We start from the raw sequence: 14,764 nt of genomic DNA on the forward strand, positions 1-14,764 counted from the left end.
CCCTTTTTTAATGATCCGGCCACCACCTATATATACACTGTAAATTTGGTCGGCTGCTTCTTTTTTTTATTAGACACTGGACCAATACCCGGCAAAAAACCGGGGGGGCGCCCGGCGGGCACCGCGGGCGGGGCGCCTCCATCGCTTCCCCTGGCGGGACCTATTCCACCGAGGCGATCGCCGTCTCGCGGGCGGCCGTCTCCGTGCCGTCGGCGAGGGTGGCGGTCACGCGGTAGTACGTGGTCGTGCCCTTGGGCATGGTGGTGTCCACGTACGACCAGCCGGTGATGTCACCGCGCGTCTGGACGTCAACCTTGTCGAAGACGTGGGTCGACCGGTTCCAGCGGTAGACGGCGAAGCCGGTCACCCTGCTGCCGTTGGCGCCCGTGTCGCTGCCCAGCCACCAGCGGACCGAGCCGTACACGTCGCCGTTGAGGTGGCCGAGCGGGTTGTCGCCCACGGCCGGGCCGGCGTCGATGTCGGGGCGCAGGTCGAGCTCGGTGACGTCCTGGACGGAGGCGCCGGTCTCGGGGGTGAGCCGGTTGCCGTACTGGTCGACGGCGACGACGCTGTAGCGGAGCTGCTCGCCATCGGCGACCGTACGGTCGAGGAGGTGGGTCTCCGTGAACTCCTGGGGCCTGAGGGTCCAGGAGTCGATGAGCGGCTGGTAGACCCACTCGCCGTCGACGAGGGTGCCCCGCATGATGCGGTAGTGATCGAGACCGGGGTCGTCACTGGCGTCCCAGCTCAGCGAGACGCCGTTCTCCCGGGCGGTGGCGGTCATGCCCGTCACCGGGGGCGGCGGGGTGCTGTTCCCCGCGACGGCGACCGGCATCTCGACAGAGGGGGTGCCCCCGTTCCCCGCGCCGTCCACAGCCACGACCGTGTAGTAGTACGTGGCGCCCGGCGGCGGGGCCGCCTCCGTGAAGGACGTGCCCTGGATGCCCTTGGCGACCTCCACGACCGTGCGCCCGCTCTCCGTGCGCGGCTTGTTGTAGCGCAGGACCGTGTACCCGACGAAGTCCTCGCTGGTGGCCTCCGACTTGTCCCAGGTCAGCGTGACCCCGCGCTCGTCCTCGACCGCCGTCGCGTTGTACGCGGTGTTCACGGGACCCGTCTTGTCCCGCGTGTAGAACTCCGCCGTGCCGGAAGCCGCCGACTCGTTGCCGTGCGTGTCGACCGCCGTGACGGCGTAGTAGTACGTGTCCCCGGTCTGCGGCAGCGGCTGCTCGTACCAGGAGCCGCTGAGCGGCTTGTCGCCGTTCAGCCGGTTCGCCGCGGTGAGCGCGACCGGCCTGCCGGTGGTGGAGCGGTACACGTTGTACCCGGCGAGGTCCGCCTCGGTGTTCCCGTCCCAGGAGAGGCTGACCTTCTCGGAGTAGTCGGGCTTCCAGTTGCCCTCGAGACCCGTCGGCGCCGTGGGAGCGCTCTTGTCGACGGTGGTGACGGGTTTGTCCGCCGTACCCGCGGACTCATTGCCCGCCTTGTCGTAGGCGCGGACCTCGTAGTAGTAGACCGCGCCGTTCTTCGGCAGCGTGGTGTCCGTGTACGAGGTGGAGGTCGTCGTGGCCAGCGGCTTGGTGCCGTACGAGGTGCCCTGGAGCCGGCGGTACACGCGGTAGCCCGCGAGGTCCATCTCCTTGTTGGCCGTCCAGCGGAAGTTGGCCCGGTACGAGGAGTCGTACGCGAGGGAGGTGCCGGTGGGCACGAGGGGCTTGACCTTGTCGACGGTGGCGGACGTGCGGGGCAGGTAGTCCGCCTTGACGTTCGCGGCGCCCGTCCAGTTGACGAAGTCGAAGCGGAGGGTGTGCGTCCCGGACGGGATGGTGATGTTGACGGTCTTCGTCTGGGTCGTCGAGACGTTCGTCCAGATGTCGACCTTGCGCGTGCCGTCGAGGTAGACGCGCAGGCCGTCGCGGGTCGCGACGGGGATCGAGAACGGGCCGCCGGAGCCGAAGTCCCGGGTGACCGTCCAGCGCACGCCGAAGTAGTTGCTGGGCAGCCCGGCGGCGGGGGCGCCGGTGCCCCAGTTCTGATCGATCTTCGAATCGCAGTCGGTCTTCTTCGGCGTACCGGAGAAGGTCGTGTTCGCGTAGAACTGCCTTTTGAAGACGGGCGACTTACAGGTCACGGTCGCCGTGGCGGCACCGGCGGCGGACGTGCAGGTGAGCAGGGCTCCGGTCGTCGCGAGGACGGTGGTCGCGGCGAGCGCGGACGCACGAGTGGCTCGGGTCATGCCTTCCTTCGTTCTGGGTCGGCGGTGGGAAGACGGCGTCTTCCCACCGCCGACCCAGACCTTCGGGAAGGGCGGGGGGTTGTGCGGGTTTCGGGTGTGGCGTCCCTCACATAGGGCGTGGGGGCGGGTGTCGTGTTCGTACGGGTACGCCACGGGCCGCCGTACCAGGGCTTCGAATACCCGCTGTGCGGGGCGGTCCCCTGTCAGTAAGTGTCGGGGCCGCCATGTGCAAAGGCATTGGAAAGGCGGTCCCACGCAACGTGCGATCGGAGCGCGGGACCGCCAAGCCCCGCTGTCCTGTCGAGCCGGGCAATGGGACCGTACGGATGCTGTGCCGGAGCCCGCACTCCCAGTGGCGCAGCAGAGTGACGGAGGCACGCACCTGGGTGCAGCTCGTCACGTCAAGATGGGAGTCGCGCTCTCCCCCACGCTGTGCCAGCCGTCCAGAAGCAGATCCGGAGCCTGTGCGAAGCCCCTAGGTCACCACCACCGACGACGCGGTCGATCTCGTCGCCGCCCTCACCGGCGGCGGCCGCCGCTGTGAGAACTGGATCAGCAAGTGCCCGCGGCTCAGAACGTTGATCCGCGGGCCTCACGATCATGCCCCGAGCCCGAAGCTTGTGTCTCGCGCTCGGCGGTATCCGGCAGTCGGATCCCATCCCACTGGTCAAGCACCACGTGCTCACCGGACCTTCGCCGGTCGACCGGGTGGCTCTGTCCGCGAGAACGGGCAGCGGATGTACGCCGGTTTGGGAGGCAGCAGCCGCCCGAGAGGGAATCGAAATGTTCACGGGTTTCGACAGCAGCACAGGCACGGAGACGTTGCTGCTGGGGGCGCGATGGCCGACGCCGTCGGGGTCTAGTGCTCCGACCGCATCGATGCGCCAGCCGGCACGGTACTGCGGACTCACCGCCCATGCGGCGCGTCCGACGTCACCGGGGACGTACGCGCCCCCGACCGTCCGGATAAACGGATGGTCGGGGGCGAGCGTGACGCGGCACGATGCTCCGCATGACATTGCCCACCCCCGAGCTGCACACCGCCCGCCTGCGACTGCGGCCGTTCACCGACGCCGACGCGGCGCCGCTCTACGCGCTGCACAGCAGCGCCCACGTGCTGCGTTACTGGGACTCCCCGCCGTGGACCGAACCGGCCCGCGCCCAGCGCTTCATCGCGACCTGCCGGACGATCGAGGAGGAAGGCACGGGAGCGCGGGTGGCCATCGACCGCGTCTCCAACGGCGCGTTCATCGGCTGGTGCGGCCTGACCAGCTGGAACCCGGACTTCCGCAGCGCGTCCCTGGGCTACGTCTTCGACACCGCCGCGTGGGGCCACGGCTACGCCACGGAGACCGCGCACGCCGTCCTGCGGTGGGCGTTCGACGCCCTGGACCTGAACCGCGTCCAGGCCGAGACCGATACCCGCAACGTGGCGTCCGCCCGGGTCCTGGAGAAGCTCGGCTTCGTCCGCGAAGGCACCCTCCGCGAGGACTGCGTCGTCAACGGCGACGTCTCCGACTCCTGGGTCTTCGGCCTCCTCCGCCGCGAGTGGCACCCGACGGCCACGCCGACGGCCGGCCGCTAGGACCGAGACCCGCCCGCCTTTCGGACCGCACCCCACCGAGCTCACCGTGGGCCGCTCCGGCAAGCTCAACGTCTTCGCTTGCCCCACTGATCCCGACCATCCGCACCGCTGGAGCATCCAGTAGCTCGTAGGGTCCGCCTGGAGCGGCAACATTCTCATCGGCGTGCGCGGGTGCTGTCGCTTCTCGAGAACATCGAACACGCCGCGGCCCGGGTGCCTCCCGAAGCACTGAATAACTGCTGTCGAAACCGGGGTTCTGGCTCAACTTCTGTGCTGCGGTCACACTGGGTGAATAGTTGATGTCTGGGGGCACGGAGGATCCGTAGGCCAGAGCGATGTCTCCCCACCCGGGCCGCTTGTCCCGTCGCCCGGCCACACAGAACAGTGTTCCGCCAGGTGACGGGCGCGCAGCTCGCGAGCTGCGATGTCGTCCGCGTTCTCCAAGCCGCTGATGTCCTGGCCCCATGCTTTCATCGCGTCCAGGACGAGCTCTCGGTAGTAGTTGTCGGGGCCGGCGACCAGCAGACGACGTGCGTGTTCAACCAGCTTGCCGCGGTGCACGATGAGAGCAGGGTGTTCTGCGAGGGGGATCGCGGCGACGAGAGCCGCATCGCGTATGCCCGCGCTCTCGTGGCCGAGAAGGGGATGGACTGCGGAGAAGATCGCCGGGCGCAGGTCTCGGAACGCGCGCATCTCCCGGTATTCGTCGAGAAAACCCTTACCGAAGTGGCGCTCGCCGATGGTGACGCACTCGTCGGCGGCGTCGTAGGCAATGTTGCTGAGCCCTGCAAGCAGTCTCACGAGGGTCGGGCGGTGCGGTGGCCGGTCGGCATCGTGGCCGAAGTCGCCTGTCGCGATGACAGGGTGGTCGAGGATGGCCGCGACGTACAGTGCTATGGGCGCGGCGGCCTCGTAGATGGTGTTCTGATCATTCACTGCCCTGAATGCGTCATCGGCAGCGGCCGATCTGACGTCCGGGTCGGGGTCGAGGAGGCGCACCAGCACGGCTGGCAAGGCTTTTCCAGTCCCGTACGCGGTGGCCAGCGACGCCCAGTCCGTACCGTCCAACAGGTCTTGGAAGTGCGGTAGCTCGTCGAGTTGAGGGCTCTCGGTCCACCTGGGGTTGCTGGTCACAGCCGGAGGCTACAGGCCATCGAGTCGGTGGTGTGCACGGCTGGAAATGCCATCCGTCACTGAACGTGGCCGCATCACAGAAGCTGAGCCAGAACCCGAGTTTGAGCAGCGTTTGTACACCACTTCGGGTTCTGGCTCAAGTTCCGTGGTCCGTGACTGTAGGTAACCGCTTAGATCTCGAAGAGGGCTTCCTCTTGTGGCGGGATTGGAGGGTCAAGGACATCGCGAAGGCGGGTAATGCCCTGGCGCCACTTCGAGCCATTAGCAGCTTCGGCCCACTGCTCGGCGAGTTCAGACAGCTCGGAGACGACTTGGTCCAAGGCGTCGACGGCGAGCATTCGAAGGTCTGCGGGCAACTCCGGTAGCGGTTCTGATGGACCGTAGTTCGAACACGCAGGTTCGCTGTCAGGGTGCTGTGCGACGACCAGGGCGGCCGCGGCCACTGCTCGCTCACCGTCGGAGGTATCCAGATGGTCAGCAGGGTCGGCGGCGCGTTTGAGTGCACCGCGGATCATAGATTCGCGTTCTTCCAGTGCTGCCTCGTCCAGGTCACCCCCGAAGTCGGCGGCGGTGTCGTTGTCGAAGGGGTCGATGTCCCAGGTGCCCATGTCTCTCCTCGCATGGCCGTCTGAGGGGTGAGGCCGGAATACGAGCGAAACGTGCCACGGCCTTGTTCCGCCGCTGGTAGAGGCCAGCGCGGGTCGCCTTGATAGGGATCGCCATTGTGCTGGTCGGTCTGGCTGTCACTGGCATCAGCGCGGGAACGGTGTTCTCCATCATCGGCGTGGCCGCAGTCGTAGCGATCACCGGCCTCATCTGGTGGTACGGGACGGCCTGGGCCATCAACAAGGTCAGAATCCTCTGGTCCAAGGCATCAAGCAGGTCCGGGAAGAGCGGACAACCGACATTCCGTCATGGGCACGTGGCAAGGGGAAGAGGGGAAACGAAACGACAATGAATGCCGTAGACCGGATATTCAAGGAACACTACGGCCGGCTGCCCACCGCGAAGGAGCGCAGGTCGGGCGAGTGGAAGCAGATCGAAAAGCACCTCAATCGCAAGTAAGGAAGCTGGAGTGGCCCGAAAGAAACTGCCGCGAGGATATGCGTGGCCTGTGACGCACAGTGAAATGCGGGATGCGATCGAACCTGTGTCGGCCAAGATCGTGGATCTCACGTTCGGTTCGTCGATCATTGGAGACACATCCGAGATCATGGTTGCCCTATGGACTGCGGCCCAGTCAAGGACTTACGGAGGCGGCGTGCATCCGGGATCCGTGGGGTTCTGGGTCTCGGTGTATCCCGTTCGCATCGAACGCAAGCAGGCGGCGAGGAGAGCGCTCCTCGAAGAAGGGGTACCCGGCATGTTGGCATGGATGAAGGGGCCTCTAGTTGCCAAGGAAGGATGGCAGGCAACAGATCACACAAGAGTATGGACCTTCAGGGACGGGAATCTGAAGGTCACTGACATTAAGTGATCTCCTTCTGTCAATGGCATAGGGGGCACTGACCCTTCAGTTGTAGTTCAGTGATCAGGTTCGTCGGGTAGTTCCCGGTCATGGACGATTGGTTCGGCGACGTTACACAAGTCGCCCGGTGGGACGCTCAGTTGGAGGAGTTACTGCTGCAGATCGGCGATGTCTTTCCGCGCGCGGATCTGCGGCGGCGGGCGCCGGCGTGTGTGCGCGGGCTGCTGGGCCAGGTCTCCCGCCCTGGCCGCTGGTGTGTGGCACGTTTGCTCGTATTCCGATCCCACCCCTCTGAGGATCGTCGCACTGGCCATCGACAGTGAGGTCAGGAGGCAAGCAGTACCCGCTTACGCAGGAGCTTGAAGCCGGCGCGTCCGTACATCTGCCGCTTGATCATTTTCACGCGGTTGACGTGGCCTTCCACGACGCCCGAGCTCCAGGGCAGGGTCAGGCCGGCGGTTACGGCCGCGAGGTCACGTTCGAGGCCGTTGATAAAGGTATGCATGCTGGGCAGGTCGTCGGCCCGGACCGCTGCGATCCACTCGGGGAGCAGTTCTCCCTGGAGTTTGGTGAGCATCTGTCCGAAGGAACGGACGTGCCCGGCAAGGGCATCCAGCTCGGGGCAGTGGGCCAGAACGGACTTCAGCTTCAGTCGCTCCTTCTCCGCAAGGGCGTCCGGGTGGGTCAGGATCCACCCGGCAACAGTCCTGGGCGATGGCGGCCGGCCTTCCGGCGCTGCGTCCCGGAAGGGTCGAAGGTATGCACGGACGGCCCCGTATCCACCGGAGTATCCGTGGTTCTGGATCTCCTTCCAGAGGGTCCAGGCGTTCGTGCAGCCCTCGGCCCACCGCTCGTGCAAGTACGGCTTGAAGTCGTCGAGCTTCGTCCTGCGGTTCTGCCACTGTCCCTGGAAAAGGTCTTCCGGGCTTGCCGCGTCGGCCAGGCGCTGCACAGTTCGGTAGGTCATCCGGAGTTCGCGGGCGACCGCCCGGCGACTGTGCCCTTCGTCGAGCATGCCGTGGACGATCGCGTGCTTCTCGCGGGTACGGTCGGCGAACCGGTGTCCAGTCGGCCAGGGTGACGCGCCAGCTTCGGGAGCCGGAGGCGCGGTGGCACTCTCGGAACCGGGCACCGCGAATGGCACTCGCAGGCAGGCTCGATGGCGCGATACGCATCGCTCGGCAGCTTCGCCGAGGTTGCGCCAGAGATGGAAACGGTCGGCGACCTGCACCGCTGTGGGAGCCCCGGTGCTGGCACCTTCGGCGAAGAAGGGGGCACGGTCGCGACAGACCACCTCGACCCCAGGACACTCAGCAAGCCAGGCGGCAACGGTGGCTGCCTCACGGTCCGGCAGCAGATCCACGGGCCTGCGGGTTTCGACGTCGACCAGCACAGTCCCGTAGATGCGGCCCTTGCGCATCGCGTACTCGTCGACACCCACCACCCGCGGTGACGAGGGTTGCGGGTCAGGGATTGCGTCGATCAGCCGAAGTACCGTGCTGCGGCTCACGGAGATGCCGAAGACATCTGCGAGGCGGGCTCCAGCGCGGCCGGCCAAAGCGAGACCCACTTCGGCCAAGGCCGAACGCAGCCGCTCAGTCCGCTGAGCATGACGTCGAGTCAATCCAGGCACCTGTTCAACAAAGGTCTGCCGCCCGCAGGAGGTGTCCGCGCAGATGAACCGGCGGACCCGCAGGCGCAGCACTACACGCCTTCCAACGCTGGGTAGGTCAGCGGGGAATCGCAGGTAGGACCCATGAATGCGGTTCGACCACCTTCCGCAGCCCGGACACTCAGCACCAGACGACTTACGCGCGACCCCAATCCAGATCGCCTCGCCGTCGTCCTCCGCCGACACAACCGCCACCTCAGGATCCGACAGGAACAGGAGCTCTTCCAGCCGGAGCAGCACTTCGTCCACGGCTCCGGACTCTCGGGCACAGCACAGCAGCCATGGGGTATTTCAGGACGATCGAGGAGAGCCAAAACGAAGATCAACAGTTACGGAGCGTGGATGCACCACAGAACTTGAGCCAGAACCCCACTTCGGGAGGCGGTCCCGCGCCCCACAATCGAACAGCAATCTCGTCTTGCGGCCAGACCTTCCAGGTCCCCAGAGAGCTAGCACAGGGGGTACGTGTGTTTGATCGCCAAAGACGCAGCTGCCAAAATCATCTGCTGCAGTGACAGGCTGCCGCCGAGGCGGTCTGGTGAGCAACGGATAACGGGGAGTGCAGTGTTGAGGTTTCGCATAGGTCCGAGTGCAGCAGTGCTGGTGACGCTGGCGGCCCTCGCCACCGGCTGTGGAGGCGCCGACTCCGACGCGGCGACGACGAAGCCGCCCACCGACAGCAGCGCCGGAACGGGATCGGGCTCGGGCAGCTCGACAGTCGGCAAGGTGGACTTCGACACGGTGTTCAAGACCGAAGAGAGGTTCAAGCAGGGGCTGCCCGACCCGGCATCGATGGGTGGGTGGACCCCGCAAGACGCAAGCGCAAGAGTCGAAGAAGAGCCTGAGTCTGCGGGGCAGTGCGCTGCAGACACCGACTGGGAGTGCGCCAGAATCGCGCGTGGCAAGGCGAAGTTCGAGGCAGTCGGCGAGGAAGCCCTCTTCGAAATCACGGCTTTCGCAGACAAGAAGGCCGCCCAGGACGCTTGCCGCAAGGAGAAGACCGGGTCGGCCAAGTACACCAAGGCGCAGGTTCCCCCGGTCTCCGGCGTCGAGAGCCACGCCTACTACCGCAATGTCGGCAGCGAGAACGGTCTCTACCTCACCATGTGCCTGGGCACGGTCATCGCGGAGGTGACGCTGGCAGGGCCAAACAGCACCCTGGACCCCGCCACCGCCCATTCCCTGGCTCAGGTCTTCGTCCCCCGGATCCAGAAAGCCGCCGCTGCGTCCTGAACCACGCAGAGGCGTACACACGCGGATCGGTGTCCGCTGAGGCATCTCAACGGACACCAGCGGGTTGGCCTCGGCTCACCGCCCCCCTTGCGGAATCGAGCACCAGCTTCCCAAAAGCCGCCTCCCGAAGTGGTGTACAAACGCTGCTCAAACTCGGGTTCTGGCACACATTCCGTGACGCGTGCACGTTGAGTAGCGGGGAATGTGTTGAGAGTTCGAGGTCAAGATCGTGCACAGTAGGGGGATGCCTGAGCCCGGGTCCACCGGCTTGATGCCTGTGGATAGCTTCTCCGGAAACGAGGAAGTGCCCTGTGACCTGCGATGATGGGAGTTCTTCACGCTTCCAGCACGCACGACCACGAGGGCACTTCCGAGATGCAATCTTCCCATGCCGCAGCGAGGATCTCCGCACGGTTTGATGATCCGAATCTGGTCGTCTACGGCGGGCTGGCCCCGGTGGTGCGGCTGGCCGAGCGGTGCGCACTGCCCACACTCGTCGACGAGCACGTCCGGCTGCCGGCCTCGGAGGACGGGACTGGGGCGTTTCCCGCGGCGAAGCTGATGTCGCTGGTCGGTGGCATGGTCGCCGGGGCGGACAGCATCGATGACATGGACCGGCTGCGGCACGGTGGGCTGCCGCGGCTGTTCAGCGGGGTGCGGGCGCCGTCCACGCTGGGCTCGTATCTGCGCTCCTTCCGCCACGGGCACGTGAAGCAACTGCACGCGGTGGCCCGCCGGTTCCTGCCCGAACTGGCCGCGCATACCCCGCTGCTGCCCGGCGCCGACCAGGTGGCCTACGTGGACATCGACGACACGATGCGCCGCACCTACGGCTACGCCAAACAGGGAGCCGGATACGGATACAGCAAGGTCAAGGGCTTGAACGCGCTGATCGGGATCGTCTCCACCCCGCTGGCCGCTCCGGTGATCGCCGCCACCCGCCTGCGCAAGGGACCGTCCAACTCCGCCCGAGGTGCGGCTGCGTCCGTCGCCGAATCGATCCGCACCGCGAGAGCGTGCGGCGCGAGCGGGCTGCTGGTCGTGCGGACCGACTCCGCGTACTACGGCGCCGATGCCGTGAACGCCTGCCGGGCCCTGGGCGCCCGGTTCTCGGTCACCGTGCGGATGAACGCCTCCATCAAGGCCGCGATCGCGGGCATCGACGAGACGGCTTGGAGGCCGATCAAGTACCCCAGGGCGGTGTGGGACGAGGAGGGGCAGTGCTGGATCTCGGACGCGGAGATAGCCGAGACCACCTACACCGCCTTCACCTCCAAGCCGAAGAAGCAGCAGGTCACCGCCCGTCTGATCGTGCGCCGCGTCAAACGGCTCAACCCGCCGGCGGTGCCCGAGGGGCAGGGCACGCTCTTCGATACCTGGCGCTACCACGCCGCGTTCACCGACTCACCGCTCGCCCTGGCCGATGCCGAGCGTGATCACAGGCGGCACGCTGTCGTGGAACAGGTGATCGCGGACTTGAAGAACGGCCCGTTCGCCCACGCCCCCTCCGGGCACTTCCAGGCGAACGCCGCCTGGCTCGCGCTGGCCGCTCTCGCACACAACCTGACCCGCGCCGCCGGCGCCCTGGCGTCCGCCTTCCACGCCAAGGCCACCACCGCAACGATCCGCGACCACCTGATCAACGTGCCTGCCCGCCTGGCCCGTTCGGCCCGCCGCCTCACCCTCCACCTGCCTGAACACTGGCCCTGGGCCGACGACTTCACCCAGCTCTTCGACCTGGTGCACGCACCACCACCCACAACCTGAAGAGCCCTGACCACCCCGCCCGCAAGGGCCCGAGACCGCCGAACACGTGGAAAAGCTGGGCAGACCAGCGGGTACTCCCTGCCCGAACGGCCAGATCATCTCGCCGACCGCCAGGACACCCCCGAAACGATCACTCCGGAATCAAGCCGGTGGATCCGGGCTGAGTCGTCCTTGCCTGGTGGCTTTATCAAGCACGTGGTGCGTGTCGGCGCCACGGTGCGCCGGCCCGCGTCGGCCCGTACGGGGTTCATCGGCGACCTGCTGAAGATGTTTGAGGCCTGCGGCTGGCCCGGCGCGCCGCGCTACCGCGGAATCGACGAGGAGGGCCGCGAGGTCCTCACCTACCTCGATGGGCATGTGGCCTGGGAACCGCAGCAGCCGCTGGCCGTGTACTCCGACGAGAGTCTGCTGCGGGTCACGCAGCTTGTGCGGGAGTTCCACGACCTGACGGCAGGCACCGCACTGGCCGGATCACATGAGGTCGTATGTCATAACGACCTCGCGCCCAAGAACACGGTCTATCGACCTGTCGGCGGCGCCCTGCGCCCGGTGGCCTTTATCGACTGGGATCTGGCTGCCCCCGGCGCGCGCATCCATGATGTCGCCCACGTTTGTTGGCAGTACCTCGGACTCGGGCCGAGCGTCGAAGACGCCTCCGAAGCCGCGCGACGGTTGCGGTTGATCGCTGACAGTTACGAGCTCGTGGACCGTCGTGATCTCGTCTCTGTGATCTTGTGGTGGCAGGACAGGTGCTGGCGCGGTATTGAGGCTGCTGCGGACTCTGGAGACCTCGCGATGATCCGTCTCCGTGACGCTGGGGTAGTGACAGAGGTTCAGGAGGCGTATCAGTGGGTCTCCGATCACCGGGTCAATTTGGATCGTGCCTTGCGCTGACCAACTGGGTGCCGGTCATCTCACAAACAAGAGCTGGATATGGCTGAGTACGGGCTGCCGCTCTCGTTACGACAGCAGAACTCGTTTACGGAGAAGTTGGAAGCCAGCGCGGCCGAACATCTGGCGCTTGAGCATCTTGATCCGGTTGACGTGTCCTTCGACGACACCGGAGTTCCAGGGCAGGGTGAGGCCGGCGATGACGGCGTCACGGTCGCGGTCTATGCCTGCGGCGAGGGTGTGGATGGTGGGCAGGTCGTCCTTGCGGACGGCATCGAGCCACTCCGGTAGCCGTTCGCCCCCGCCGACCTGGCGACCAGCTGCGCGTGCTCCGTGGTCAACTCCCCGCGTCCGTCCAGCGCCAGCAACCGTGCGAGCGCCTGCTCACGCCCCAGCGTCCGCGACACCAGCGAGACCTCCTCGGCCCCTGCCCCGTTCTCACCCGGCCCGGCCATGACGTACCCCCTGGCACCGACGCCGCGTACCGGCGCACATCAGGCACGTTTCCCGTCAACCCCCAGACACAGTCCGACAGTTCACACGATCCGGGACAGACAAACCAATCCTGGAAACACGCGGCAAGCCGAGCGCTACACTCCCCCACCGCTCCGGAATCTGCACCACACCGACCAGCGGACACTCATCCCCGTGTCACCAACAGCGCATCACCCCGATGACACCACCCGCCGCATCACCCCAGACCAGACGCCCGCAGCCACCCAGTGACACCCACCACAGAACCAGTGACATCCTCATTCAGATTCGCACATCCCTCCCGCCGCCTGCTATCTCTGGCCGGCGGGCAGCGCCCTGCTCTCCTCCGAGGTCACCGCCGACGTCACTCGCTACGGACCACCCTCCCTGCACTTCGTCGGCGACTCCCACGACCTGGGGTTGCTGCTCCTGGCGGACACCCATGTCCGCCGGAACGGAGTCTGGTCGTTCACGCCGGTCAACAGCGAGCCAGCACGGCTTGCGAAGGCCATGCTCCTGGCTCGTCAATGCGGTGATCAGGAGCTGGAGCGAGCGGCTGTCACCAAGCTGCGGAACCGCGGAGAGGAACCGGTGGCTCGTCGCCCCGACTACCTGTTCCGGCAGGCCGTCGCCGACTGGTCCAGGCAATACACCAAGGCCACGGGCATCGATCTCAGTGACCTGGCCAAGCTCAAGGGGAAGCTCCCCCAGTACCCCGAGATCCCGTAGCTCCACACGGTTCCTCGGGCTCAGGAGATGATCTCGCCGTGACTGGCGTGATTACGGCATCGGAGCCCCGCTGGATAGGCCCGTTCAGCGGGCTGAGCCCGCAGCAGTTCGGCAGGCTCCTCACCGCTCCGCGGAAGGAAGAAACGGCCCCGACACGCAAGGGACGACCATGGGTCTGCCGCTGGAGGACCGCGTGCTGCTCGTCATCGCTTACTGGCGAACGAACCTGACACTGCGGCCGCTCGCTCCGTTGTTCGGGATCTCGAAGTCGGCTGCCGACCGCATCATCGCCCACCTCGGGCCGTCTCTCGCTCTGCGCCAGCGTCGGCGGTTTCGCAAGGATGCCGTGCTGATCGTGGACGGCACCTTGGTTCCCACCCGCGACCACAGCATCGCCGAGCGTTCGAAGAACTACCGGTACTCCACCAACCACCAGGTCGTCATCGACGCCGACACCCGGCTTGTCGTCGCCGTCGGCCGGCCCCTGCCAGGCAACCGCAACGACTGCAAGGCATGGGAGCTGTCCGGCGCGAAGGCCGCCGTCGGCAGGACAACCGTGATCGCTGACGGCGGCTACCGCGGCACCGGCCTGATCATCCCGCACCGCCGTGAACGTGACCAGGCCGAACTACCGGCCTGGAAAGAGGAACACAACGCCTCCCACCGCAAGATCCGCACCCGCATCGAGCACGCCTTCGCACGCATGAAGACGTGGAAGATCCTCCGCGACTGCCGTCTCAAGGACGAGAGCGTTCACCACGCCATGCTCGGCATCGCCCGCCTCCACAACCTCACCCTCGCTTGATGAGGCACAGCGTCGACATCCGATCGACATGCCGTAGATCATTTACGGGACAGCCCTTAGCCGTCGGGGATCTTCGCTACGCGGGCGTTGGAGCTGCGGACGCGAGTCCGGCACTGTGCGGCGGCCGGAAGCTCCGGTCTTGCGGGCCGTGGAACACTCTCCGGTGTGGCAGAGCCAATCGAGATCGTGACGTATGACCCTGCGTGGCCAGCGATGTTCGCCAGGACGGGTGCAGGCATGCGGGAGGCTCTCGGCGATGCGGCAGCTCGCATCGACCACATCGGGTCGACCTCGGTGCCAGGGCTGGTGGCCAAGCCAGTGATCGACATCCAGATCTCGGTCGCATCACTGGAACCAACGGACAGGTTCGTGGTGCCCCTGACAGGCATGGGCTTCGTCTACCGGGCGGACAATCCCGAACGGACCAAGCGATACTTCCGAGAACCTCCAGGCCAGCGCCGGACACACCTACACGTGCGGCAACTGGGTAGCTTCTCCCAGCAGTTCCCGTTGCTTTTTCGCGACTACCTCCGGTGCCACGCGACCGCGGCGGCAGAGTACGCAGCAGTCAAACGCCGCTGTGCAGCCGCGTTCCGCAACGACCGACCTGGCTACGTCCAAGCGAAGGATGCTTGCGTATGGGACATCGTCCGACGCGCTGACACCTGGGCCCAGTGAAGTTTCCCCGTGATCTTGGACACTCGTCGGTTATGCCGCGAGGGCGTGTTGATGCCGCTGCCTGGTCTCGGCTGGGGTGAGGTAGCCGAAGG

11 protein-coding genes and 2 pseudogenes are annotated in these 14,764 nt (G+C 66.3%); 8 read left to right on the plus strand and 5 right to left on the minus strand.

Annotated elements, in window-relative coordinates:
- Window positions 1-160: 160 nt before the first annotated feature.
- Window positions 161-2,236 (minus strand): PA14 domain-containing protein, encoded by a 2,076-nt coding sequence (locus ACFU8W_RS46300; protein ID WP_384051562.1) that lies wholly within the window; start codon window positions 2,234-2,236, stop codon window positions 161-163.
- 1,012 nt (window positions 2,237-3,248) lie between these two features.
- Between ACFU8W_RS46300 and ACFU8W_RS46305 the strand changes: the two genes are divergently transcribed.
- Complete coding sequence (locus tag ACFU8W_RS46305; RefSeq protein ID WP_384051565.1) at window positions 3,249-3,821, plus strand: GNAT family N-acetyltransferase; 573 nt, start codon at window positions 3,249-3,251, stop codon at window positions 3,819-3,821.
- 279 nt (window positions 3,822-4,100) lie between these two features.
- Here the strand turns inward: ACFU8W_RS46305 and ACFU8W_RS46310 are convergent, their stop codons facing one another.
- Both ACFU8W_RS46310 and ACFU8W_RS46315 read right to left on the minus strand, forming a co-directional pair.
- Window positions 4,101-4,955, minus strand: coding sequence for a hypothetical protein (locus tag ACFU8W_RS46310; RefSeq protein ID WP_384051568.1), 855 nt, complete (start codon window positions 4,953-4,955; stop codon window positions 4,101-4,103).
- 170 nt (window positions 4,956-5,125) lie between these two features.
- The gene (locus ACFU8W_RS46315; RefSeq protein WP_384051571.1) at window positions 5,126-5,563 is read right to left on the minus strand and encodes a DUF4259 domain-containing protein; all 438 of its coding nucleotides are present in this window, start codon (window positions 5,561-5,563) and stop codon (window positions 5,126-5,128) included.
- A gap of 542 nt (window positions 5,564-6,105) precedes the next feature.
- Here ACFU8W_RS46315 and ACFU8W_RS46320 point away from each other — a divergent pair.
- Window positions 6,106-6,432, plus strand: a complete 327-nt coding sequence (locus ACFU8W_RS46320) for a hypothetical protein (RefSeq protein ID WP_384051574.1) — start codon at window positions 6,106-6,108, stop codon at window positions 6,430-6,432.
- A gap of 316 nt (window positions 6,433-6,748) precedes the next feature.
- Here the strand turns inward: ACFU8W_RS46320 and ACFU8W_RS46325 are convergent, their stop codons facing one another.
- Entirely contained in the window at window positions 6,749-8,344 is a 1,596-nt protein-coding gene (locus ACFU8W_RS46325) for an ISL3 family transposase (protein WP_384051577.1), read from the minus strand.
- Between the two features lie 477 nt (window positions 8,345-8,821).
- Here ACFU8W_RS46325 and ACFU8W_RS46330 point away from each other — a divergent pair, with 477 nt between their 5' ends.
- The 3 genes from ACFU8W_RS46330 to ACFU8W_RS46340 all read left to right on the plus strand — a co-directional run bounded on the left by ACFU8W_RS46330 (window position 8,822) and on the right by ACFU8W_RS46340 (window position 11,989).
- Entirely contained in the window at window positions 8,822-9,328 is a 507-nt protein-coding gene (locus tag ACFU8W_RS46330) for a hypothetical protein (RefSeq protein ID WP_384051580.1), read from the plus strand.
- 375 nt (window positions 9,329-9,703) lie between these two features.
- Complete coding sequence (locus ACFU8W_RS46335; RefSeq protein ID WP_384051583.1) at window positions 9,704-11,095, plus strand: IS1380 family transposase; 1,392 nt, start codon at window positions 9,704-9,706, stop codon at window positions 11,093-11,095.
- Between the two features lie 198 nt (window positions 11,096-11,293).
- Entirely contained in the window at window positions 11,294-11,989 is a 696-nt protein-coding gene (locus ACFU8W_RS46340) for a phosphotransferase (protein ID WP_384051586.1), read from the plus strand.
- Window positions 11,990-12,055: 66 nt separating this feature from the next.
- Here ACFU8W_RS46340 and ACFU8W_RS46345 read toward each other — a convergent pair.
- Window positions 12,056-12,286: pseudogene (locus ACFU8W_RS46345) on the minus strand (transposase); the annotation flags it as partial.
- Between the two features lie 594 nt (window positions 12,287-12,880).
- Between ACFU8W_RS46345 and ACFU8W_RS46350 the strand changes: the two are divergent.
- From ACFU8W_RS46350 to ACFU8W_RS46360, 3 genes and pseudogenes are all read left to right on the plus strand, one after another.
- Complete coding sequence (locus ACFU8W_RS46350) at window positions 12,881-13,189, plus strand: hypothetical protein (RefSeq protein WP_384051589.1); 309 nt, start codon at window positions 12,881-12,883, stop codon at window positions 13,187-13,189.
- A gap of 38 nt (window positions 13,190-13,227) precedes the next feature.
- Window positions 13,228-13,994 (plus strand): annotated as a pseudogene (locus ACFU8W_RS46355) (transposase).
- A gap of 165 nt (window positions 13,995-14,159) precedes the next feature.
- The gene (locus ACFU8W_RS46360) at window positions 14,160-14,672 is read left to right on the plus strand and encodes a GrpB family protein (protein ID WP_384051593.1); all 513 of its coding nucleotides are present in this window, start codon (window positions 14,160-14,162) and stop codon (window positions 14,670-14,672) included.
- The last annotated feature ends 92 nt before the right edge of the window (window positions 14,673-14,764 follow it).

This window comes from Streptomyces sp. NPDC057565 (genome assembly GCF_042801455.1).
Taxonomy (GTDB): domain Bacteria; phylum Actinomycetota; class Actinomycetes; order Streptomycetales; family Streptomycetaceae; genus Streptomyces; species Streptomyces yanii.

Coding starts and splice junctions, on each gene's coding strand:
- ACFU8W_RS46300 (WP_384051562.1), bottom strand. CDS start 2,236: ATGACCCGAGCCACTCGTGCGTCCGCGCTCGCCGCGACCACCGTCCTC.
- ACFU8W_RS46305 (WP_384051565.1), top strand. CDS start 3,249: ATGACATTGCCCACCCCCGAGCTGCACACCGCCCGCCTGCGACTGCGG.
- ACFU8W_RS46315 (WP_384051571.1), bottom strand. CDS start 5,563: ATGGGCACCTGGGACATCGACCCCTTCGACAACGACACCGCCGCCGAC.
- ACFU8W_RS46335 (WP_384051583.1), top strand. CDS start 9,704: ATGCAATCTTCCCATGCCGCAGCGAGGATCTCCGCACGGTTTGATGAT.